The organism is Nocardia blacklockiae (assembly GCF_015477355.1).
Classification (GTDB): Bacteria; Actinomycetota; Actinomycetes; order Mycobacteriales; family Mycobacteriaceae; genus Nocardia; species Nocardia blacklockiae.
The window spans coordinates 58197-80130 of sequence record NZ_JADLRJ010000021.1; the positions used below are offsets into that span (position 1 = coordinate 58197).

Consider the following 21934-nt stretch of genomic DNA (forward strand, 5'->3'; position numbering starts at 1 on the left):
TCGTGATGAGCAGCGCGATCGAGAGCGCGGTGGTGCCGGACCGGAAGGTCGCGGGAACTTCGGTAGGAGGAGATGTGGTCGTAGGTGCCGACGGCGCAATAGGTTTCGCGGGTCTGTCCGAGTCCGAGGCCGCGGCCCGGCTGCTGCGCGACGGCGCGAACGTGTTGCCGCGCCGCCCGCCGGTTCGGTTGTGGCAGCGTGTGCTCGCCCAGGTGCGGGACCCGTTGATCGTCGTGCTGCTGGTGGCCGCGGCGCTGACCGTTGCCACCGGGGACTGGACCGACACGGCGGTGATCCTGCTGGTGATCGTCGTGAACACCGTGGTCGGTGTCGGCCAGGAGGTCCGGGCCGACCACGCCGTCGCGGCCTTGTCCCGGCTGACGGCGCCGAGCGCGCGCGTGGTGCGCGAGGAGCGCCGACAGGAGATACCGGCTGCCGGGGTGGTCGTGGGCGACCTGCTGATTCTCGCGGAGGGCGACATCGTCGCGGCGGACGCGACCCTGCTCGAGGCCGCGGCGCTGACGGTGGACGAGTCGGCGTTGACGGGCGAGTCGGTGCCGGTGGACAAGTCCGTGAGCGGTGACAGCCGGATATCGGCGGGAACGGCGGTGGTCAGGGGACGAGGCCGGGCGGTGGTGACCGCGACCGGGACGGCGAGCGCCACCGGCCGGATCGCGCAGCTGCTGACCCGGCGCAGCGACCGGACGCCGTTGCAGCGCAAGCTTTCCGATATCGGCAGGCTGCTCGCCGGGGTCACGGTCGCCCTGTGCGCGGTCGTGCTCGCGCTGGGCCTGGTCCGCGACCAGCCGCTCGAACTCATGCTGGTCGCCGCGATCAGCCTCGCGGTCGCCGCGGTCCCCGAGTCGTTGCCCGCCGTCGTCACCCTGGGCCTCGCGCTGGGGGCGCGCCGCATGGCGGAGCGGCACGCGGTGATCCGCGAGCTTCCCGCCGTGGAGACGCTGGGCTCGGTGACCGTGCTGGCCACCGACAAGACCGGCACGCTCACCGAGGGCCGCATGGTGGTCCGCGGGCTCTGGACGCCGGCGGCCGAAGCCGCCGTCACCGGCAGCGGCTACGGACCCGAGGGGGAGATACTCGTCGCCGGCCGGCCCGTGCCGGACGCGGACCTGCCCGCGATGATCGAGGTGGTGTCCGCGGCGGCGCTGTGTAACGACGCGCGGCTGTCGTCGCCGGTCACCGACGACGACAGCTGGCGCGCGCTGGGTGATCCGACCGAGGCGGCGTTGCTGGCGGCGGCCGCGAAACTCGGTGTGCGAGCGGACGACCTGCGCGCGCGGCTGCCGCGGGTCGGCGAGCGCCCGTTCGACAGCGACCGCAAGCGCATGACGACCGTGCACCGGGTGCCCGGCGGCTACCGGGTGATCTGCAAAGGCGCCCCGGAATCGGTGCTCGAACCGACTGTGCTGCACGGCGATCCGGACCTCGTACGACGGGCCGCCGAGCGCGCCGACCGCTACGCCGCTGACGGCTACCGGGTGCTGGCCGTGGCGGCACGGGACCGCGCAGCCGCGCCGTCGGACGAGGAGAACCTCGAACACGATCTGCGCCTGCTCGGCCTGATCGCGATCCACGACCCGCCCCGCGCCGCGGCGGCCGCGGCCCTCGCCGCGTGCCGGCGGGCCGGGATCCGGCCGGTTCTGGTCACCGGAGATCACCCCGGCACCGCCCGCGCGATCGCCGCCGAGCTGGGTATTCTCGCGCCGGGCGAACCGGTGATCGACTGCCGCGACGCGCATGCGGAATTCGGCGGCGCGACCGTGTACGCCCGTGCCACGCCGGCGCAGAAGCTCGACATCATCGAGGCGCTGCACGCCGGTGGCGAGATCGTGGCGATGACCGGCGACGGCGTGAACGACGGGCCCGCGCTGCGCCGCGCCGACATCGGGGTCGCGATGGGGCGGCGCGGCACCGAGGTCGCGCGGCAGGCCGCCGATCTCGTGTTGGCCGACGACAATCTCGACACCGTCGTCGCGGCGGTGGAGGAGGGCCGCCGCGTCTACGCCAATATCCGGCGCTTCCTGATCTACGGGCTGTCCGGCGGCGCCGCCGAGATCGCGGTGATGCTGCTCGGTCCGTTCCTCGGGTTGGCGCTGCCGCTGCTGCCGGCGCAAATTCTCTGGATCAACCTGATGACGCACGGTGTGCCGGGCGTCGCGCTCGGTGGCGAACCGGCCGAGCCGGGATCGATGCGGCGGGCCCCGCGGCCACCCGCGCAGAGCATTCTCGGTGCGGGGCTGTGGCAACGGGTGCCCCGGATCGCCCTGGTGCTGACCGCGGCCACACTCGGCGTCGCGGTGTGGGCGCAGCACACCGGGCGACCCTGGCAGACGATGGCCTTCTTCGCTTTGGGCGCAACGCAACTCGGGGTCGCACTGGGCTCACGTTCGCGGCCGCGCTCATGGGCCAACCCCATGCTGCTGGTCGCGGTGGGAGCCGCCTTCGCCCTGCAACTCGCCGGGGTCTATCTCCCGCCGCTGCGCCACCTGCTGGGGACCGAACCGCTCGGGCTCGCGGACCTGCTCCTCGTGAGCGGCGCGTCGTTACTGGGCTACGTGACGGTCCGCACGGACCGCCGCGTTCATCCGGCCCCGGACAAACGCTCGGCGGTCGTGCGGTCCGAGATTTCGAGCGCCGCGTAGCCGCTGTGAACGGCTTTCGGCGTGTTGATGCGGCGGAAGAGCCCGCGCTGCAGGGCCTCCGGTCGGCTGCGCTCCGGACTTGGCGGGGAGTTCAGGGCTCGGGCGCGACGGCATGATCATTGCCGGACGGCCCGGCGGGCGATGACTTTGGCCCGTCTCGGGACGAGCCGCCCGCGGCGATGCTGAATACATCGGCCGGCTTGATCGCTGCGGCCCGATGGTTCGGGAAAGGGTCGACATGACAGGTTATCCGCCGGTGGGCATGCGGGAACCGGCCGGTGCCGGCGGGGAGCGGCGATCCACCGCTGTCCCCGCAGGACCGGTCGGCGGCGCGGTCGCGGATCTGGACGCCTGGTGGCGGGCGGCCAACTACCTGTCCGCCGCCCAGCTCTACCTGACGGACAATCCGCTGCTGACCGAACGACTTTCGCCGCAGCACATCAAGCCCAGGCTGATCGGGCATTGGGGCAGTGTGCCCGGCGTCACCCTGACCTACGCGCACCTCAACCGCGTGATTTCCGCGCGCGGACAGCGGATGTTGTTCGTGTGCGGTCCGGGGCATGCCGCGGCCGGTATGAACGCCGCGGCGTGGCTGGAAGGCAGTTACAGCGAAAGACATCCCGAGGTGGCACGGGATCTGGCGGGGATGCGGGAGTTGTTCCGGCAGTTCTCGCTTCCCGGTGGGGTTCCGTCGCACGCGTCGCCGCATCTGCCGGGCTCCATTCACGAGGGCGGCGAATTGGGGTATTCGCTGGCTCACGCCACCGGGGCCGCGTTCGACAATCCGGACCTGGTCGTCGCCTGCGTGATAGGGGACGGTGAGGCCGAGACCGGCGCGCTCGCCACCAGCTGGCATGCTCCGGCTTTCCTCAACCCGCGCACGGACGGGACGGTGCTGCCGATCCTGCACCTGAACGGTTACAAGATCGCCAATCCGACCCTGCTGTCGCGCATTCCGCGCGCGGATCTCGACGCGCTGCTGGCCGGCCACGGATGGGAGCCGCGGCACGTCAGCGGCAGCGATCCGGGGCAGGTGCACGAGCAGTACCTGCGGGTGCTCGACGAAGTCTTCGACCGTATCGCCGAGATCCGTGACGACGCGCGTCGTGGCCTCGGGCCGGTCAATCCCCGGATGCCGATGATCGTCCTGTCCACGCCGAAAGGCTGGACCGGTCCGGCGACGGTGGACGGAGTGCCGATCGAGGGCACATTCCGATCCCATCAGGTGCCGTTGACCGGCGTGCGCGACAACGCCGGACACCTCGCCCAGCTCGAGAAGTGGCTGCGCTCGTATCGGCCCGAGGAGCTGTTCGAACCGAGCGGCGCCCCGGTGCCGCGAATACTCCGCCTGCATCCGCCGGGGGAGCTGCGGATGAGCGCCCAGCCTGCGGCGCACGGGCAGACCAGCGTCGAACTGCGCCTGCCGGCGGTCGCCGAGCATGCCCTGCGGCTGTCGGGTCCCGGTGTTGTCACCGGGGAGGCCACTCGGGTGCTGGGCGGCTTCCTGCGCGACGCGCTCCTCGCCAATCCGCGTGACCTGCTGTTCTTTTCGCCCGACGAACACACCTCGAACCGCCTCGACGCGGTGCTGGAGGTGACCGGGCGGCGGTGGCGGGAGCAGCGTGCGGACGGCGACGATCGGCTCGCGACCGACGGACGAGTGTTCGAGGTGCTGTCGGAACACCTGTGCCAGGGCTGGCTGGAGGGGTATCTGCTCACCGGCCGGCACGGCATCTTCTCGACCTACGAGGCCTTCGCGCACGTCATCGACTCGATGGTCGTGCAGCACGCCAAATGGCTGTATCTGGCGGCCGAATACCCTTGGCGGGAGCCACTTCCCAGTCTGAACTACTTGGTGACATCCCATGTGTGGCGCCAAGATCACAATGGTGCCTCGCACCAGGATCCGGGATTCATCGACCATGTACTCAGCAAGCGCCCGGAGGTGTGCCGGGTGTACCTGCCGCCCGACGCCAACTGCTTGCTGCATGTTTTCGACCATTGCCTGCGCAGCCGCGGACATGTGAACGTGGTCGTCGCGGGCAAGCAGCCGGCGCTACAGTACCTCGGCGACGAGCAGGCGCGCGAGCACTGCGCGCGCGGACTGGATGTCTGGCCCTGGGCGAGTTCGGATCTCGACCGCGACACGGATGTGGTGCTGGCCTGCGCCGGTGACGTGCCTACCCAGGAGACCCTGGCCGCAGCGGCGCTGTTGCGAGAACTGGTGCCCGACTTGGTAGTTCGGGTCGTGAACGTCGTCGACCTGGCGCGGCTGTTTCCGCCGGACCGGCATCCGCACGGTATTACCGACCGGGCCTACCTCGAGATCTTCACGGCCGATCGTCCGGTGGTGTTCGCCTTCCACGGCTATCCGTGGCTGATTCACCAGCTCACGTACCGTCGTCCCGGACACGACCGGCTGCACGTCCACGGCTTCCGTGACAACGGCACCACCACGACGCCGTTCCAGATGTGCGCGATGAACGGCATCGACCGCTACCACCTGGCGCTGGCCGCCCTGGAACACGTTGCGCGCCTGGGGGATCGGATCGGCTACCTCCGGGACGAACTGCTCACGCGGCTCGATCACGCGGATGAATACGCGCGACAGGTGGGTACGGATCCGGACGACATTCGCCATTGGTCGTGGCCTCATGCGGTATCGGGGGACGAAGCCCCATGGGGTTGAGGCCGATCGTCCTGTGTGTCATGCCGTTTCGGCTCTCGCCCGATCTCGACGACTGCGACGATGCTGGGTGGGTGATCTTCGACTTCAATGTCGGGGTGGTGCGCTGGTCGTGGCATCGGGTGCTGGCGTATGCGGCGTTGATGCGCGACGGGTATCCACCGTTCCGGCTGGACCAGGGGCCGCGCGAGCCGGCGGAGGCGGCGGTGTCGTGACCACGAAATTGCCTCCGCCGTACCGCTCCAGGACCGTGATCGTGCTGGTGGCGATCGCGATCGTGGTGGCCGCGGCGGCGTTGTATCTTTCGCTGACTCGCAGGGACGGAGGCGACGGCGCGACGTCCACGAGTCCGATGCCGCCGATCGCCTCGACTCGGCCGTCGGGCGCGACGTCGACAGGGTCGGCCGGTCCGCCGGGGTCGAACGGGTTCGCCTACCAGCCATTGTGGCCGTTCGCCGGTGCCGCGGACGCGGCCGCCTGGCAGCAGGCGTATCGCGCAGGGGGACATCAGCCGTGGCATCTGGATGCGGGGACGATCGCGGTCATGTTCGCGCAGCAGTACCTCGGCTACGGGAACGTCGACAAGGCCGTGAAGTCCGACGTCCGGCCGGAAGAGTCTTGGGTGAGTGTGGGTTTCGATGCTCCGGACGGTCGCCCGGTGACGGCGGCGGTGCTGCACCTGGTGCGCATCGGCAGCGGTACCGACGCACCGTGGGAGGTGGTTGGCAGCGAGGACAGCACGCTCACCCTCACCGAACCTGTCTACGGTGCCACGATCCGGTCGCCGGTGAACGTCGGCGGCCGCGTCTCCGGAGTGGACGAGAGCTTGCGCGTGCGGTTGCGGCAGCTCGATGCCGCGCAGCCCGCGGGCGAGGTTTCCGGAATTCCGGCCGGCGGCATCGACACCCCGTGGCGGACAACGGTTCCGTTCACCGCGACCTGCCCGGGAACGCTCACCCTCGCGGTGTCTACCGGTGGTCATGTGGCGGACGTGGAACGCTTCGCGGTGACCGGGGTCCGGTGTTGATGCGGATGAGCGTCCGGGAGATCCTGGGCCAGTCGGCTGGAGAGGGCGCGATCGCGATGGCGACGACGGATCGGTTCAGGTCAGCGGTGCTGTCCAGCACACACGGGTGCCGGTGCCGATGTCTCGGGGAGAGATGTCGAAGTGCCCGTCGGCTTCGGCGGCGCGATCGGCGAGGTTGGTGAGCCCGCTGGGGGTGAGGTCGGCGGGGAGGCCGCGGCCGTCGTCCTCGATGACGAGGGTGAGGTCGTCGGCGACGGTGACGGTGACGGTGAGCGCGGTGGCGCCGGAGTGCCGGACGGCGTTGGTGACCGCTTCGCGGACAACGGCTTCGGCGTGGTCGGCGAGGACGTGGTCGACCACCGACAGCGGCCCGGACACCTGCAAACCGGCGGCAATGCCGGCGGCACTGGCAGGTTTGTGGAGGGCTTCTTCGATGCGCTGGCGCAGCCGGGTGGAGCGCTGGTCGCCGCCGTGCAGGTCGAAGATCGCGGTGCGGATTTCTTGGATGACCTGGTGCAGGTCGTCGACCATGCTGGTGAGCCGTTGCCGCACTTCGGGTTTGTGTGAGCGGGCGATGGTGCCTTGGGCGCTGAGGCCGATGGAGAACAGGCGCTGGATGACGTGGTCGTGCAGGTCGCGGGCGATGCGGTCGCGGTCGGAGAGCACGTCGAGTTCGCGCATGCGTTGCTGGGTGCCGGCCATCTGCATGGCCAGGGCGGCCTGGTCGGCGAACGCCGCGGCCAGTTCCACGGTTTCGGTGGTGAACGGTGCCGATCCGGGTTCACGCAACACCAGCAGCACGCCGAGGACGGTGTCGGGGGTGGCCAGCGGCAGTACCAGCGCCGGTCCGCCGTCGGGCAGCGGATCGGCGAGCGGGGCGTCGTGGTCGTCGCCCAGGCACATCGGTTGTCGTTGCAGATAGGCCTCGCCGACGGCGGTGCCGGTGAGTGCCAGCTGCTGCTCGCCCGCGCCGGCAGGGGTGCCGGCGCGATGGCTCACGGTGAGGTGGGTGAGTTCGTCGGCGGGGATGTCGGGATCGTCGGGGACCGCCAGGAGCGCGGTACTGGAGCCGGTGAGGGTGCGGGCGTGTTCGACGACCTGGTGCAGGACTTTGTCGGAGTCGGTGCCGGCGAGGAATTCGGTGGCGATGTCGCGGGTGGCCGCGATCCACGACTGCCGCGCGCGGGAACCTTCGTAAAGTCGTGCGTTGTCGATCGCGACACCGGCCGCCGCGGCGAGTGCCTGCACGATGACCTCGTCGTCCTCGGTGAACGGCTGGCCGCCCGCTTTCTCGGTGAGGTAGAGGTTGCCGAAGATCTCGTCGCGGATGCGGACCGGGACGCCGAGGAACGAGCTCATCGGCGGGTGATCGGGCGGAAATCCGACCGACGAGGGGTGCTGGGCGAGGTCTTCCAGCCGGATCGGTTTGGGCTGGCTGAACAGCAGTCCGAGCACGCCGTGGCCGCGGGGCAGGTCACCGATCAGGGCGCGGGCGTCTTCGTCGATGCCTTCGTTGATGAATTGTTCCAGTTCGTCGCCGTGGCCGCGCACGCCGAGCGCGACGTAGCGCGCGTCGACCAGGGTGCACGCGGTCTGCACGATGGTGCGCAGGGTGCGGTCGAGATCGAGTCCCGCGGTGACCGACAGCATCGCCTCGACCAGGCCGTCCATCCGGTCACGGGTATCGATGACCTGGTCGATGCGGTCGCGGACCTCCGACAGCAACTCGCGCACGCCCAGCTGCGACAACGTCTCCCGCACCGAATACGAGCCCACATCGGCGCCGGCACTGTGCGAGCGGGATTGCGACTGCACGATGGTCCTCCTGGCTGCCGGACGTGCCCGCGGTGTGCGACGTTGCCACCTCACTGTGAAGTTTAGGGATGAATCGTGTCCGGCAAAACTCTCTTCGCGAACCGCGAGATACCTCGGTCGATGAGGCGGAGACTCGACGACAGCGACAGAAGGCCACGGCCGGCACGCCCGGAGTCGTGCGCAGTCGAGTCAGGCCAGGGAGAGGAACAGCTTTTCCATCTTCTTCGTATCGACGCTGTCGGGGCCGCCGGTGGTCAGGCAGTGCTGGAGTCCGGTGGCGACCAGGGCGTAACCGCTGCGGCTGAGGGCCTTGTTGACGGCGGCGAGCTGGGTGAGGACGTCTTCGCACTCCGCGCCGTTCTCCATCATGCGGATGACGGAGGCCAGATGGCCGTGTGCCCGTTTCATCCGGGTGAGCACGGCTTTCGTCTCGTCCGGCTCTAGTCGCATGCGGCTCTCCTGTGTCTCGTGGGCGGATCCCTCCATCCTACATCCCCCCGGGGGGATGCTAGAGTGGTCATATCCCCAGGGGGATGGCAGTTCTCCTCCGGGCTACCGCAGGTGAAAGGAACTCGTTCTGCGAATTCGCCGCTGCCGCCGAGTCGTCGGCGTGAACGCCTACCGAGAGGACGATTCGCATGTGTAATCCGGTCCGCTGCACCGTCTGCGGCAAGACGACGTGGTCCGGCTGCGGCCGCCATGTCGCGCAGGTGAAAGCTGCCGTCCCGCCCGACCGGTGGTGCCCCGGCCACCCACAGTCCGGCGATCCGCGGCCCGGCCGCGACAACCCGCTGCGCCGGCTGTTCCGCCGCTCCGATGCCGAGGTGAAGTGATGAAGCAGGATCCGACGCTGAAGGCGACTCTGCACACCTCGTTCGGCGACGCGCTCGAGCGGACGCGAACAGCGTTGTCCCGGCAGGGCTTCGGGATACTCACCGAGATCGATGTGCAAGCCACGATGAAGGCGAAACTCGACGTGGACATGGCGGCCTACTCGATCCTCGGCGCCTGCAACCCGCCCTTGGCGCACCGCGCACTCGACGCCGAACCCCGCATCGGCCTCCTGCTGCCCTGCAACGTCGTGGTGCGCAGCACCGGTCCCGACGCTGTCCTGGTCGAGGCCGCGGCCCCGGAGATGATGGCCGACCTCGTGGACACCGCTGTCGTCACGCAGGTGGCGGCCGAGGCCACCGACCGCCTCCGTGCGGCCATCGGATCATTGACCGATCCGGACACTTAGCCGCACCGCGCGACGGTCACGGACGACCGGTGCCCGAGAGTGCGCCGGGGGAGTGGTGCGTAGACCGGGACGCGGCGGCCGCCGGTCGGCTGGTCAGTACGATCGAGCCGGTTCGCGTCGCAGCGAGGAGGCGTAGACGGCGGCTTGGGTTCGTCGTTCCATGCCGAGTTTGGCCAGCAGCCGGGAGACGTAGTTTTTGACGGTCTTCTCGGCGAGGAACATTCGCTCGGCGATCTGCCGGTTGGTGAGGCCCTCGCCGAGCAGGTCGAGCAGTTTGCGTTCCTGTTCGGTCAAGCTGGCCAGGGGGCCGTCCGGTTCGGTGCGCCGGCGTAGCTGTTCCATCAGGGCGGCGGCCGCGCGGTTGTCCAGCAGCGACAGCCCGGCTCCGACGTCCTTGACCGCGCGGGCCAGTTCCATGCCCTTGACGTCCTTGACGACATAGCCGCTGGCCCCGGCGAGGATCGCGTCGAGCATGGCCTGCTCGTCGGTGAAGGAGGTGAGGATCAGGCAGCGCAGGCCCTCGTGCTTGGACAGCAGTTCGCGGCACAGTTCGATGCCGTTGCCGTCGGGTAGCCGCACATCGAGGACAGCGACGTCCGGGCGCAGGGCGGGAATGCGGGCGAGCGCTTGCGAGGTATCGCCGGCTTCGCCGATCACGGTCAGTTCCGGGTCGTTGTTCAGCAGGTCGGCCACGCCGCGGCGGACGATTTCGTGGTCGTCGACCAGGAACACTGTGATCATCTGTCGTTTCCCATCCGGTAGCGGTGCTGTCACCACGCTAATCCGGCGGGCGGTGGCTCGGCAGCCTCGAAAGTCATCGCCGGGGTCTTCGAAAGGTCCCCCGAGGACCCGTAATTCATGGGACCTTCGGCCCTACGCGCCTGGTGGACACGGTGATGGGATGGCCGGGATCAGGTGGTCCAGGGGCCGGACGAAGGAACGTTTTCGGTGTCGAGTGATACTGCTGAACTGCGGCGGGACGTCGGCGTACCCGTTCGGGCAATGACGGAGAGTGTGGTTGCCTCTCGCCTCGAGGCGGAGATCGGCAGTGTCCTGAGGCGATGGCGCGGCGCGGAGGGCCCGCGGCTGCGGCTGTCGTTCGTCCCCGGAGAACAGCGAGTCCTGCTGGCACAGGCCAACTTTCGGTATCGGGGTACGCCGGTGCGGGTTCAGCTCAGCGGCCCGGCCGGTTTCGTCGCCACCGCCGCCGCGGAGCGGCTCGACCGATCCGTCGACCGGCTGACCAGGGCCGCGGGGTTCCGGTTGTGGCCGGATCCGGCGCGGCCGCCGTTGGCGTCGGTGACCGGCCGCCGAGTGATCGTGCGGCGCAAGGAGTGTGCCCTGCGGATGTGCGCTCCGATGGAGGCCGCGCGCGTGATGGATGCGATGGATTACGACGCGCACCTGTTCGTGGATGCCGAAACCGGTGAGGACGCCGTGGTGTATTGGGCCGGCCCGCTGGGGGTGCGGTTGGTGCGGCAGGGGCTGGTACGGCCACCGATACCACTCGAAGGCGGTCCGCTGACACTGCATCCGGGGCCCGCCCCGTGGCTGACCGACACCGAGGCGGCCGACAGGCTGTGCCGCTACGGACTGCCGTTCGTGTTCTACACCGATCCACGCGGTCGTCGAGGGCGGCTGCTCTTGCGTCGCTACGACGGCGATCTCAGCGTGGTGCGGCCCGCCGGAGCGACGCGCGGTGCGCTGTAGATGACGGGCATTGCCGCCGAGGATTCGGCCGAACGTCGTACGGTGCAGCTCGACCGTGACGAGGCGATGCGGTTGCTGGCGGGTACGCAGGTGGGGCGAGTGGTGTTCACCCGCGACGCGCTACCGGCGATTCGGCCGGTGAATCATCTCGTGGACGAGGACGGTTCGGTGGTGCTGCGGACGCGGGTGGCGGCAAGGTTCACTTGCGCGATTCGCGGCAACTCACCCGTGGTGGTCGCCTACCAAGCCGACGACATCGATACCACGCGGCGGCTGGGCTGGTCCGTGGTGGTGACCGGCTTCGCTCGCCCGGTCACCGACCCCGATCGGCTCGCCCGCTACGAGCGGCTGCTGCATTCCTGGGTCGACATGGTGATGGACACCGTCATCGTGATCGAGCCGGAGATCGTCACCGGCATCAGGCTGGTCGAGAAGCAGTCGTGAGCCGGTGTCGTCATCAGTTCTCCCGTGTCGCTACGCGCAGGTCAGTAGATGTGATCGCGTTCGGTCACCGCGGGGAATCGGGTGACCGGTAGGCGCTTGTCGATCCAGCCGACGAGGGTGTCGGCCCATGCGGCGATAGCCGGCCAGTCCCGCTGGTCGCCGACGCGGCAGCCGAGCAGCCACATGATCACGCGGATCCGCAACTCGTCCGGCCGCTGGAACACCCCTGCGAACGGCTGGTAACCGAGCGCGCACATGGTGTCGCGGACGGCCGCGATCGCCGGTGAGGTGGCGTGCCGGAGCGGGAAGCCGAGTGGGCCGTGCAGGGCCGGACCCATGCCGACGCTGAACAACCAGGCCGGGCGCATGCGCAGCGCGAGGCCGTGGCGTTCGGTGTAGTCGACGAATTCGGGCAGAAACGCTCCGTTGTGGATGGCGCTGCCCAGCACCACCGCCTCGAACAGTCGCGGGTCGAGGTTCTCCGAGACCGAGGCGGCACGTACATGTAAGCCTCGATCCCGCATGCGGTCCGCGAGATATTCGGCAATCTCGGCGGTGGAGCCGCGGGCGCTGGCGTAGGTGACCAGCACTGTGTGTTCGGTGCGGTCGGAACGGTCGGAAGTCATAAGACCACTGTCTGCGGCCCGGAGACCACTAGGCAGGGGCCTTCGTTGTGGTTCGGGGCGACCTTCGTCCGGTGTCGCGGGCTGCCGTAGTGCCGCCTGGCCTGGCGAGGGCTGTCCGACGGCCTGGCCGTAGGGGACTTTCGGCTGTCCCGACCGGTGTGACGGCGCGCGATGCTGAATCTCGAGTGCGGACATCGAGCTGAAGGGAGACCGGACCGTGAACGAGATCACCGGGAGAAGCGCGATCGGCGCACAGCGATCGCCGATGCGGAAGCGATGTTCGGCCCGTTGGCCGTGTTGCGGTGCGGCCCTGCATCAATTCCGGGTCGCCGCGCAGGTGTTCGGATGGCTGCTGACCGCCACCTCGCTCGGGCTGGCGAGCTGCCCGTTGACCGAGCCGCTCGAGGTTCGCGACGCCCGGGACCACATTCGCACGGAAGTGCTGGGCGACAGCGGTTTTCCGCAGCTGATCGTCCGGATCGGTTTCGCGGCTACCAGTGCCGAGCCGGTGCCGCAGACACCGCGGCGGCCGATCGACGAGATCGTGCGCCCGCTATGAGAGCCGCCGGGCCGGGTGCGGCGCCGAGCCCGACCACCTATCCGTCGAAGGCGCTGCGGTGGTGGCGGACCGCGCCATGGAGCCGCAGCCCGTTGTTGCGGTTGTCGGACCGGATCGAGGGCGTCGTCCGGCTGCTGGTGATCGTTGTGGTCCTGGCCGCCGTCCCGGTGTGCGGCGCGATCGGCACCGCCGCATACACCGGCGCCCAAGCCGAGATCCGCGCCGAGAACGCTACGAAAACACAAGTGACAGCGGTGCTTACCGAGCCGCCGACGCACGTGACGTCGGTCGTGGACGACGCCACCGACGGCCGGTACGAGGCGGTGGTGCGGTGGAACGAAGGCGGTTATGCGGGCGAGGCGTCGACAGATGTCGAACGCACGGCGCGTCCCGCCGATCATGTGACCCTCTGGCTCGGGCCCGGCGGACGTCCCACCACGCCGCCGGTGCCGGTCGGCGTGGCGGCCTGGCGGGGAACGGGCCTGGCACTGGGCTTCATGGTCCAGATCGTGGTGTGCGCGATGGCCGCTGTCCGGGTGACGACATGGCTGGTCCGACGCCGGCACGAAGCACGGTGGGCGCGGGAGTGGCGCACGGTCGGCCGCCCGATCGGACAAGGGAACCCGTAACGGGTCCACACGGCGAGGGCCGGGCACGACCGGCCGCGCTTCCACGACCGAAACCGACACCCCGCGATCGTGGTGGCGGTCGACGGCTCGGCCGAGTCCTACCGCGCGGCGGCCTGGGGCGCTGTGGACGCCGCCCTGCGCGATCAGCACCGAGGTGATTCCCCCACCTCATCGACCTTTCCCGCCGGTTCGCGAATTGGACGAAGCGTCTCGGCGCAAAGTCGGTTGGCGATCGTCGGCAGCCCCGGCCGCGGTGGTTTCGCCGGTATGCTCCTCGGTTCGGTCGGTGCTGCGTTGCTGCCGTCGGTCGAATGCCCGATCGTAGTCGTCCACCGGTCCGCGAAAGATGTTGCGCGGCAGTGACATTTCGCTCATTTCGGGTGGGTGCGGGTCCCGCCCGGGCGCGTCAGAGGATCCGCCGCTGTTGCAGCGACCGGAACGAGAAGAAGCCGATTGCGGCGGGCAGCCAGAAGGTGGCCAGACGGTAGGACAGGACGCCGGCGATCGCGGAGGCGCTGGGGACGCCGCCCACGGTGAGCCCGGCGACCAGGGAAGCTTCGACGACGCCGAGTCCCGCGGGCGTGGGGCTGGCGGCGCCGAGTGCCGCGCCGCCGAGGAAGACCGCGGCCACGAGTGCGGGCGAGGGGGTGCCACCGAACGCGTGCACCGCAAAGCCGAGTGCCGCGATGTAGAAGACGTTGGTGCCCAATTGTCCTGCGAACAACGCGGCGGCCCGGCGTGGTGTGCGCGCGAGATCGGCGATCGCTGCCGCGGTGCCGCGCACCTGGTCGAACCACTCGGGCCGTTGCAGGAATACCCAGACGCCTGCTCCGAGCACGGTCATCACGGCGACGAATCCGATGAGGAGTCCCCACCCGCTGGGCAACGCCGAGCCGAGCAGGAGACGGGTGCGGCCCAGCCACAGTCCCGCGCCGACCAATTCGACGAAATGGAGCAGGAATCCGGAGCTCACGAGCAGGGCGATGGCGGCGACCGCGGCAGGACGCGGCACTCCGGACCGTTCCAGATAGCGCTCGTTGACGGCGGTGGACCCGAGCCCGAACGGTGCGAGCCGGTTGGCGAACGACGACGCCAATTGGGCGTTGACCGTGCGCCCGAAGGCCAGCGGTCGCGGACAGGCGCCCAGCAGGGCCAGCGTCGCGGTGAGGTAGGTGGCCGCGGCCATCGCGAATGTTCCTGCCAGCCAATACCATCGCGCGTCGTCCAGGACGGCGATGGTGGCCCCCAGCTGTCCGATCTGCGGAAGCAGGATGTAAGTGGCGAAGACGGTGGCGGCGATCCAGCCGAGGGTTTGCCAGCGCACGCGGACCATCACCTCCGGCCGGGTGATTTCCGTGTCGGTCGCCGCGGCGACGGCCGACCGCAACTCCTCGAGCAGCCGGTGCTGCCGCCGGACGCCGCTGCGTGTCGCCGAGGCCAGCGCGAGCGGCTGCAGTTGCGGCGCGGCACCGAGCAGCGCGTCACGGCCGAGCACCCCCAGGGCAGTGCGCACGGCGCGGGGCACGCCGACCGCGAGGCTCATCGAAACCAGCAACTCGGCCACGTCGCCGTCGAGCCGGTGCTGCGAGGCGCTGGACTCCGCGAAACCGAAGTCGACTATCCACGCGCGTCCTTCGCCGTCGACGAGCACGTTGGCCAGGCGCAGGTCGCGGTGCGCGATACGGGCTTGGCGCAGCAGCGCGAGCTGACGCCAGACGTCGCGGAGCGTGTCATCGGGAACGGGTTCCAAGGGGTGGTCGAGAGTGCTTGCGGGAATGCGTACTTCGGCGAACCAGGCATCGCCGCGATCGGTGGTGCCGACGCCCACGATCTCCGGGGTGCGGATCCCCGCGCGGCGGGCGAGCAAGGCGAGGAACGCCTCGTGTTCGGCCTGTTGTTTCGGTGTGGCGAAGGGTGTTTCGTCCTCCAGTTCGCGGAACATCACGTGCCGGAACAGTTTGAACAGCAGGTCGGAATTGCGTTCGTGGTAGCCGATGACCTTCACGAACAGGTCGCGGCCGGCGGCGGTGGTGACGGCGAAGGGCCGGGAACCGCGGGCGTCTTCCCGTGCGGGCGTGACGTCCAGTGGCTGGAAACCGGCCGCCGTCAGCGCGTGCCGGACGTCGGGTGGCTCGGCACGGTGCACCGGGGCGCCCCACAGCAGGTGCAGTCCGGCGGCGATCGTCCACCCGAGGGCCGCGCCGCCGAAGACGTCGAGGATCAGGTGCGCGCCCATGAATACCCGCGCCAGGGCGACGGTGGTGGCGGCGGCCCACGCGACGCGACGCCACGGCCGAGGCAGCCACGGCGCGGCGGCCGCGGCCAGCGCCGCCGCCACTGCGGCATGCCCGGACACGAACCCGAGCCCGCCCTGGTGGCTGCGCAGCACCAGATCGGGCAGCAGCGCGTCCGGCCGAGCCCGGCCGACCAGGTGTTTGACCACCAGCGCCAGCACATAGGCGAGTACTCCGGCGGCGGCCAGGTCGCGGGCCAGCCGTACCCGGCGGAACAGCAGTGCCGTCACCGCCGCCACACCGACGGCCCCGATGGTGCCCAGCTGCATGATCGGCCACAGCGCCGGCGTCACCCACGACGGCAGATCGTTGATGAGGTGGAACAGGTCGGCTTCGAGCCGCGGCACCTTCGTGTAGTGCGCGACCAGCGCGGAGATCAGGACGGCGACGATGCCGAGTACCACCCGCACCGCGTCGCCGAGGTGCCGCTCGATCGGCCTACGCCGCGGGGCGCGGGACGATGTGGCCGCCCGGGGCGCGCGGTCGGCGGTGGCGTCGATGGTCATGCTCGGTTGCCCTTCTTCGGTTCACCGGAACCATCCCATCGGCGTCTTCGGCCGGTCAGAGTCTTTCGACTCGGATCGGCATGTCCGGTTGTCTCGGACCGCGGCGCGGGCACGCCCGCAACGAGATTCAGGAGCGCGCCGATTGCCAGCCCGGCGGCAGCGCCGCCGACGACGTCCAACGGCGTATGCGCCCCGAGGTAGACCCGTGCCAGGGACGTGACGGCGGCCGTGCCGAAAAGGCAAGCGGGCCAGCGGGTTTCGAGGTAGGGGGACAGCAGAGTCGCCATCCCGAAGACGATGATCGCGTGTCCGGACGGAAACGCCTGCCCCGCCGCTGGGACGTCACGCAGGATCGCCCCGGGTATCGACGTGCCGGGCCGGTCATGGTCGACCAGCGCCTTCAGGATGTCGTACTCCACCAGCAGTTTCGTCGGTGCCAGCAACAACATGCCCACCGCCAGCCGGGGCCGGTGCGCCAGGAGTGCGGCGATCCCCATCACGATCGGCGCGCCGAGTACGCCCAGCAGCTGCACCAGCCAAAGCGGCCGATGCCATTCGCCGGGAAGGGAATTGACCAGATGGAAGGCGCGCCGATCCGCGGCGTCGGCGACGCCCGACCCGGTAACCCACACCACCCCGGCGGTCGCGCCGACGCCACCCAGCGTCAGCCATCCGTACCGCGGCGGCCGGTCGTACCCGACCGCCGCGGAGTCATCGTCGTGGCGTGGCGGGAACGGCCTGTCGATCGTGCACCTCCGCTGTCTCCCGGCAGTTTCAGTGTGGCGAGGCCGCACGTGAGCCGCGCCGGGCGAAGTCCTTCATTGTCCGAGGGCCAAGGTCCTCGCGGCGAGCTACTCGATGGCTAGGGGACGGTGTGGTGACGGCACAACCGTGTTCGACGCCGGGTTGTATCAAGCTGGCCGCGTTCAGGACTCGCAGCAGGCCCGCCTGGTGCACCGACTGTATCGCCGGAATCTTTGAAGCGGCAGTTCGAGACTCGAGGACCCGTTCACGGCTACCCGTGCACGGCTGCTGACGACGTGTCTGATGTGCGGCGTGCACGCGCGCGGGCGAGGGCGCGGTCGCGATGCTCCTCGAACCGGGGTACCTGTACGGTTTCCAGATCGCTGAGATAGTCGGCGAGTCGTTCGCGGGCTTGTTCGCCGCGGGGCCCGAAGTCGTTGCGGCCCAGTATGTTCCAGTGGCGGACGACGGGTTGGAGGACTTCCTCCAGGTGCTGGCGGAGGTCGTAGATGCCGTGTTTGGCCATGAGGACGCCGTTGCGGCGGAAGTTGGGCATTCCGGTGCCCGGCATCCGGAAGTTGCGCACGATCAGGTCGATCGCCTCCATCGCCTGGTCGGGGACGAGGTCCAGCGCCGCGCCGCACATCGTGCGGTAGAAGATCATGTGCAGGTTCTCGTCCAGCGCGACCCGTTGCAGCATGCGGTCGGCGATCGGGTCGCCGCACGCGGAAGCGGTGTTGCGGTGGCTAATCCGGGTAGCGAGCTCCTGGAACGACACATAGGCCACCGAGTACAGAAACCCGGACTGCCCGGCGCCGCCTTGTCCGACCGGGGTGTGGAAACCGGTGGTCATGTGGGTCATGCGCGCGTTCTCCAGGGCGACGGGGTCGACGCCGCGGGTGACGACCAGGTAGTCGCGCAGGACGATGGAATGCCGGGCTTCCTCGGCGGTCCAGCGGCCGACCCAGGTTCCCCAGGCGCCGTCGGGGGAGAAGTTCGCCGTGATTTCGCGATGGTAGGACGGCAGGTTGTCCTCGGTGAGCAGGTTCGTCACCAAGGCTGCCTTCGCGACGTCCGACAGCCTGGATTGTCCTGGCTCCCAATCGCTGCCGCCGAGCATCGCGAAGTTGCGGCCGTCGTCCCAAGGGATGTAGTCGTGGGGATGCCACTCCCGGGCCATCGACAGATGCCGGTCCAGTGCCTGCCCGGCCACGGGCTCGAGTTCGGTGAGAATCTGCCGTTGCGTCAGGTCACGTGCCACTGTGGATTTCCGCCTTTCCAAAACATGCTCGTTCGCCCTCGACACTTCGTCTCCGCGGGGGCGGCCGCGGAACGCGGTCTACGGTCGCCGCCGCCAGGATTTGCCGGTAGGGAAGAAGGTCCCGACTACTACACAACGTCGTCACCGACACCGCCGGCTCTCCGCAGGCGTCGTCCAGAGCATGCTCGATCTCAGGTTCGACGAAAATGTTCGGGCCATGTGGCGCTGTTGGGCCCGGTATGCGGCAGGCATCGTCGAGGCATCCGACCCCCGGGCACGGGCATGAGAATTCGAGGAGACGAGTGACGATGTTGCCCGAACAACTGCACCAGATGCTGCACGAATTCATGATGTGGCTGCACCAGCAGGCAAGATGATGACGAATCGTGCGGATTCCGGGGACCCGGGCGGTGGTGGTGTTGCAGTGCAGGGTAGTCGCCCATGCGGGCGCGTACCGGTGGGGCGGTGGTCGAGGTGTTCGGCGCGGTTGGTCAGGCCGCGGATGCGTCGGCGGGTGCTTCGGCGTGGGCGCGGATGGTGCGCAGGGTGGCTCGCATGATGTGGGCGACGAACGGCCTGATCAGCCGCGATTTTCGTCATGCCTCTGCACATGGCCTTCCTGTTGAACCGAGGAGCGCGAATTGCGACGTGGTGCCGGTCCTGACGGGGTCGCGGCGGTCGTCGGCGCGACCGGCTTGCCGATCGATCCGGCTCTGGTGTCCCTGGCCTTGACCCACCGGTCCTTCGCCTACGAACAGCGCGGTCCCAACAATGAGCGGCTGGAGTTTCTCGGGAGCTCCCTGGTGTCGTTGGTTGTCACCGAGTCGCTTTTTCGCGCGAACCCACATATGACAGAAGGCAGGCTGGAGAAGCTCCGGACGGCGGTCGTCAACATGCACTCGATCGCCGAGGTCGCCCGTGGATTCGTGCCCGGCGGCCTGGGTCTTTGTATCCGGCTCGGCAGGGGAGAGGCCGCGACGGGCGGTCGGGACAAGGACAGCATCCTCGCAGGTGCGCTGAAGGCGGTCGTGGGTGCCTGTTATCTGCAGCATGGTCAGGAGCAGGCCGCGCAGTTGGTCACTCGAGTGTTCGCGCCCGCAATTGCTTCGGCGATGCACAGTTCCGGCGGTGGTTCGGACTGGAAGACTAACGTGCAGGAGTTGAGCCGGGCGGCGACTGGGCGTGCCCGAGTACGCGGTGCGCGATCGCGGCAGAGACCATCCGCCACGGTTCACCGCCACCGTGCTGGTGGGCGGCGTAACGGCCGGCCGGGGAGAGGACGAAAGCAAGAAAGAGGCTCAGCAACGCGCCGCAAGTCGTCGGGCACACCGACCATCCCCGGATTGGCCGACGTTCCAGGCCTGTGGTCGCCGTTGTACCTGGTGCCGCCGGCGCCCTCGCCGTTTGTGTCGAGACCCGGGCGTGTACCACCTCGTCCGCCCCTATGCTTCAACTCGGGTATGCCTGCTGCGGTGATAACATCCGGCGCACGTTGGACACCGTCGTGTTGCGCGCGGTTCCGCCGTCGTGTCGGGCTGTGCGCACAGCCCGTGTCCGGCTGCCGTTCAAACGTATGATCCGTAGGGCGGCCTGTACACGGCCTGGATACTTCGGTCCCGCTGGAGATTTGCAGATACATGCCGCCATCACCAGATCGGTTTAACTGCAAAATAGCGCCCGGCCTGCATATAATGGCCGATAGCCGCAGGTAAGTAAAAAAGTTCTCAATTTCGTGGCTATATACGCGATCCACAAGGACCGCATATGGATACTGTACTTTTGCCCCCCGCTACCTCGCAGCCGTTCCGTCGTGACCTGCGGTTTCGGGGTGTCGTCGGCGGCCCTGTGACGGCCTGGGAATCGGGGTCGGACTGGGATTTTGCGCTCGGTGTGGTTGGTGCGCAGGCCTGGTCGGCACGACGTACGGCGTGTCGCGTGCCGCCGCGGGCGCCGGTGGATGGGAGTGGGATGGGAGTAAGGCGGTGGCAAGGCACTCCGGTGCCGGGTGTGCACACGGCACCGGTACGACTCCAGTAATGTGCCGCTCCGCGACTCCTCGGGTTTGCCGGGATGGCAGAGGTGCGGAGGCGAGAGTCGGCATCACCGAAAGCTTGGATTAGATCAGTAGGCTCATATCCGGTTCAGGCACCAAAATCTGTCCGTTTGGTTAATCAGCTCGGTATCTTCGGCCCCGCAGAGGCCTGACGGGCGACCGCTCACTTCCGGCGTCACAGTGTGGTCGGTCGCCGACGCCATGGCCCGACCTCTCGGGATCTGTGTGCGAGAGGGGACTCGTTCCCCTCGGTGCGGCGGATTTGCCTAACCCGTGTGTTCGATGACATCTAACATATGTTGACTCCCTGATGTTTTCAACGATGCCACGCTGGGTTCTGAAGGTAAAACGTTGTGGCCGAGAGGCTTTGAGTTCGTACCGGAGTGGCCGCATCGCAGCCGTTGGGGAGAAGTATTCGGCGGCGACGTCGTCGCCGCGGCGATGATCGACTGCCTGGTCCCACCGCGCCGAGGTCATTTCCCTCGAGGGCGACAGCTACCGCCTTGAGGACCGTGATCCGGGTCGTGTTCCCGCCGCTAGGACCAATGCCTGACCCCGAACGCGTGATATGCGGCATTTGCGGATGTTCGACTGGGATCTGCCACTCATGCGTAAGATGTCGCATGGCCTTCCTGTGAAGACAGCCGCCGATTGTTCAGTTGCCTCCCGGCCAGCTCTCGGCCGACGAAACCAAAGCACTTCTCTCGTACCAACTCCTCCACGCAAGGATCAACGAAACCGATGCGAAGATGTGGCAGGTACCGAGCCTCACGCTGACCGCGCAGGCCTTCCTCCTGACGATAACGCTCAGCGCGGATTTCAAACTCGGGAGTCACATCGTCAGCGCGAGCATGGGCGTCCTTATTTCTGCCCTTTCTCTGCAGCTGATGGCGAAACATCGCCACTTCCACCGGCTCGACACTGCAATGCTCAACTATCTTGAGCAACGTTTTAGTCTCTACAAGTTGTCGACATTCAGCTGGCCTACAGACGTTGTCGAACCGCCAAAACATGGCTGACTCGACGAAAAAGCGTCAAGGTCTGGCGATTCGGATTGGCTGTCATCGGCCTGATCAACGCTGGCCTGATTCCGGCATTCATCTTCTTCCCTCAGTGGTTCTAAACGACGCCCACCAGCAGGCAAGGGTTCCTAACCAGGTCAGCTATCGGTGTCCAAGTTCAGCTCCGGATCGCACGGCTTTCGGCACTACAGTGCGTTGCTGAAAGCTCAACGAGCCGAGGGCCTTTGGCGCCAGCCGAATGCGCGCAAATCGGCATGAGCGGGCACCAGGTAAGTGATGAGGACGTGCTCTGCGGCCGGCTCGTCGATGCTGGCATCACTGGGCTTCGTGGGGTTTCCGAAGGTAATGTGTTGCGTCGGTGAGATTTTGAGGTTGTGCCGGAGTGGCTGCATCGCAGCCGCTGGGGAGAAGTATTCGGCGGCGGCGGCGATGTCGTCGCCGCGGGCATGATCGACCGCCTGATGAACCGGCCCAGGGCGCGGTAGAAGATGATGGGGCGAGTCGGCAACCACGAAACCCTTCTGCCTGGCCCGATCCCACATCGACTCCTAGTTGCGTCGCGCGGAACCGCTCGGTCTGCGCCACGGGTGGGTTCGGCGCGCCGGTCAGAGTTTGCGGAGACCATCGCTCAGCAGCGCGAATGCCGTCTCGGCGTCGG

Annotated in this window: 21 protein-coding genes and 2 pseudogenes; 15 read left to right on the forward strand and 8 right to left on the reverse strand. The window is 68.4% G+C overall.

Annotated elements, in window-relative coordinates; all coding sequences use genetic code 11:
- The first annotated feature begins 5 nt into the window (after window positions 1–5).
- The 4 genes from IU476_RS34635 (at window position 6) to IU476_RS34650 (ending at window position 6373) form a co-directional block, all read left to right on the forward strand.
- A complete protein-coding gene (locus IU476_RS34635; RefSeq protein ID WP_195106564.1) occupies window positions 6–2660 on the forward strand; it encodes a cation-translocating P-type ATPase in 2655 nt (884 codons plus the stop codon).
- A gap of 238 nt (window positions 2661–2898) precedes the next feature.
- The gene (locus IU476_RS34640) at window positions 2899–5349 is read left to right on the forward strand and encodes a phosphoketolase family protein (protein WP_228824792.1); all 2451 of its coding nucleotides are present in this window, start codon (window positions 2899–2901) and stop codon (window positions 5347–5349) included.
- A gap of 20 nt (window positions 5350–5369) precedes the next feature.
- Window positions 5370–5561, forward strand: coding sequence for a hypothetical protein (locus IU476_RS34645; protein WP_195106591.1), 192 nt, complete (start codon window positions 5370–5372; stop codon window positions 5559–5561).
- Window positions 5558–6373 carry a Gmad2 immunoglobulin-like domain-containing protein gene (locus tag IU476_RS34650; protein WP_228824793.1) on the forward strand — a complete coding sequence of 272 codons (816 nt, stop codon included), beginning with the start codon at window positions 5558–5560 and terminating at the stop codon, window positions 6371–6373. Before IU476_RS34645 ends, IU476_RS34650 begins: the two co-directional genes overlap by 4 nt.
- 75 nt (window positions 6374–6448) lie before the next feature.
- On the opposite strand, the gene IU476_RS34655 is transcribed toward IU476_RS34650, so the two are convergent.
- Both IU476_RS34655 and IU476_RS34660 read right to left on the reverse strand, forming a co-directional pair.
- Window positions 6449–8188, reverse strand: a complete 1740-nt coding sequence (locus tag IU476_RS34655) for a sensor histidine kinase (protein WP_324194562.1) — start codon at window positions 8186–8188, stop codon at window positions 6449–6451.
- Between the two features lie 189 nt (window positions 8189–8377).
- Window positions 8378–8638: a metal-sensitive transcriptional regulator gene (locus tag IU476_RS34660; protein ID WP_195106565.1), complete on the reverse strand. Its 261-nt coding sequence runs from the start codon at window positions 8636–8638 to the stop codon at window positions 8378–8380.
- A gap of 188 nt (window positions 8639–8826) precedes the next feature.
- Here IU476_RS34660 and IU476_RS34665 point away from each other — a divergent pair, with 188 nt between their 5' ends.
- Window positions 8827–9021: a DUF8730 family Cys-rich protein gene (locus IU476_RS34665; protein WP_195106566.1), complete on the forward strand. Its 195-nt coding sequence runs from the start codon at window positions 8827–8829 to the stop codon at window positions 9019–9021.
- Complete coding sequence (locus IU476_RS34670; protein ID WP_195106567.1) at window positions 9021–9428, forward strand: DUF302 domain-containing protein; 408 nt, start codon at window positions 9021–9023, stop codon at window positions 9426–9428. The genes IU476_RS34665 and IU476_RS34670 overlap by 1 nt, the downstream gene beginning before the upstream one ends.
- A gap of 93 nt (window positions 9429–9521) precedes the next feature.
- Here the strand turns inward: IU476_RS34670 and IU476_RS34675 are convergent, their stop codons facing one another.
- Complete coding sequence (locus IU476_RS34675) at window positions 9522–10169, reverse strand: response regulator (RefSeq protein ID WP_195106568.1); 648 nt, start codon at window positions 10167–10169, stop codon at window positions 9522–9524.
- Window positions 10170–10442: 273 nt separating this feature from the next.
- Between IU476_RS34675 and IU476_RS34680 the strand changes: the two genes are divergently transcribed.
- Both IU476_RS34680 and IU476_RS34685 read left to right on the forward strand, forming a co-directional pair.
- Complete coding sequence (locus IU476_RS34680; protein WP_324194564.1) at window positions 10443–11138, forward strand: sigma 54 modulation/S30EA ribosomal C-terminal domain-containing protein; 696 nt, start codon at window positions 10443–10445, stop codon at window positions 11136–11138.
- Window positions 11139–11582: a pyridoxamine 5'-phosphate oxidase family protein gene (locus IU476_RS34685; protein ID WP_195106570.1), complete on the forward strand. Its 444-nt coding sequence runs from the start codon at window positions 11139–11141 to the stop codon at window positions 11580–11582.
- Window positions 11583–11623: 41 nt separating this feature from the next.
- Here IU476_RS34685 and IU476_RS34690 read toward each other — a convergent pair whose 3' ends face one another.
- Entirely contained in the window at window positions 11624–12208 is a 585-nt protein-coding gene (locus IU476_RS34690) for a flavodoxin domain-containing protein (protein WP_195106571.1), read from the reverse strand.
- A 265-nt stretch (window positions 12209–12473) separates the two neighbouring features.
- Between IU476_RS34690 and IU476_RS34695 the strand changes: the two genes are divergently transcribed.
- The 3 genes from IU476_RS34695 (at window position 12474) to IU476_RS37205 (ending at window position 13759) form a co-directional block, all read left to right on the forward strand.
- A complete protein-coding gene (locus IU476_RS34695; RefSeq protein ID WP_195106572.1) occupies window positions 12474–12767 on the forward strand; it encodes a nitroreductase family protein in 294 nt (97 codons plus the stop codon).
- The gene (locus tag IU476_RS34700; RefSeq protein WP_195106573.1) at window positions 12764–13396 is read left to right on the forward strand and encodes an Rv1733c family protein; all 633 of its coding nucleotides are present in this window, start codon (window positions 12764–12766) and stop codon (window positions 13394–13396) included. Before IU476_RS34695 ends, IU476_RS34700 begins: the two co-directional genes overlap by 4 nt.
- 69 nt (window positions 13397–13465) lie before the next feature.
- On the forward strand, window positions 13466–13759 hold the full coding sequence (locus IU476_RS37205) for a universal stress protein (protein ID WP_324194567.1): 294 nt from the start codon (window positions 13466–13468) through the stop codon (window positions 13757–13759).
- A gap of 43 nt (window positions 13760–13802) precedes the next feature.
- Here the strand turns inward: IU476_RS37205 and IU476_RS34710 are convergent, their stop codons facing one another.
- From IU476_RS34710 to IU476_RS34720, 3 genes are all read right to left on the reverse strand, one after another.
- On the reverse strand, window positions 13803–16196 hold the full coding sequence (locus IU476_RS34710; protein WP_195106574.1) for a lysylphosphatidylglycerol synthase domain-containing protein: 2394 nt from the start codon (window positions 16194–16196) through the stop codon (window positions 13803–13805).
- Window positions 16193–16729 carry a phosphatase PAP2 family protein gene (locus tag IU476_RS34715; RefSeq protein ID WP_324194568.1) on the reverse strand — a complete coding sequence of 179 codons (537 nt, stop codon included), beginning with the start codon at window positions 16727–16729 and terminating at the stop codon, window positions 16193–16195. The genes IU476_RS34710 and IU476_RS34715 overlap by 4 nt, the downstream gene beginning before the upstream one ends.
- A 482-nt stretch (window positions 16730–17211) precedes the next feature.
- The gene (locus IU476_RS34720) at window positions 17212–18201 is read right to left on the reverse strand and encodes an acyl-ACP desaturase (RefSeq protein WP_195106575.1); all 990 of its coding nucleotides are present in this window, start codon (window positions 18199–18201) and stop codon (window positions 17212–17214) included.
- Between the two features lie 716 nt (window positions 18202–18917).
- Here IU476_RS34720 and IU476_RS36585 point away from each other — a divergent pair.
- From IU476_RS36585 to IU476_RS34735, 4 genes and pseudogenes are all read left to right on the forward strand, one after another.
- A pseudogene (locus IU476_RS36585) lies at window positions 18918–19232 on the forward strand (ribonuclease III family protein); the annotation flags it as partial.
- Between the two features lie 166 nt (window positions 19233–19398).
- A complete protein-coding gene (locus IU476_RS36590; RefSeq protein ID WP_324194569.1) occupies window positions 19399–19677 on the forward strand; it encodes a putative dsRNA-binding protein in 279 nt (92 codons plus the stop codon).
- Window positions 19678–20653: 976 nt separating this feature from the next.
- Window positions 20654–20807: pseudogene (locus IU476_RS34730) on the forward strand (ATP-binding protein); the annotation flags it as partial.
- 106 nt (window positions 20808–20913) lie between these two features.
- Window positions 20914–21273 carry a hypothetical protein gene (locus IU476_RS34735; RefSeq protein ID WP_195106576.1) on the forward strand — a complete coding sequence of 120 codons (360 nt, stop codon included), beginning with the start codon at window positions 20914–20916 and terminating at the stop codon, window positions 21271–21273.
- Between the two features lie 209 nt (window positions 21274–21482).
- On the opposite strand, the gene IU476_RS34740 is transcribed toward IU476_RS34735, so the two are convergent.
- Window positions 21483–21818 (reverse strand): hypothetical protein, encoded by a 336-nt coding sequence (locus IU476_RS34740; protein ID WP_195106577.1) that lies wholly within the window; start codon window positions 21816–21818, stop codon window positions 21483–21485.
- Between the last annotated feature and the right edge of the window lie 116 nt (window positions 21819–21934).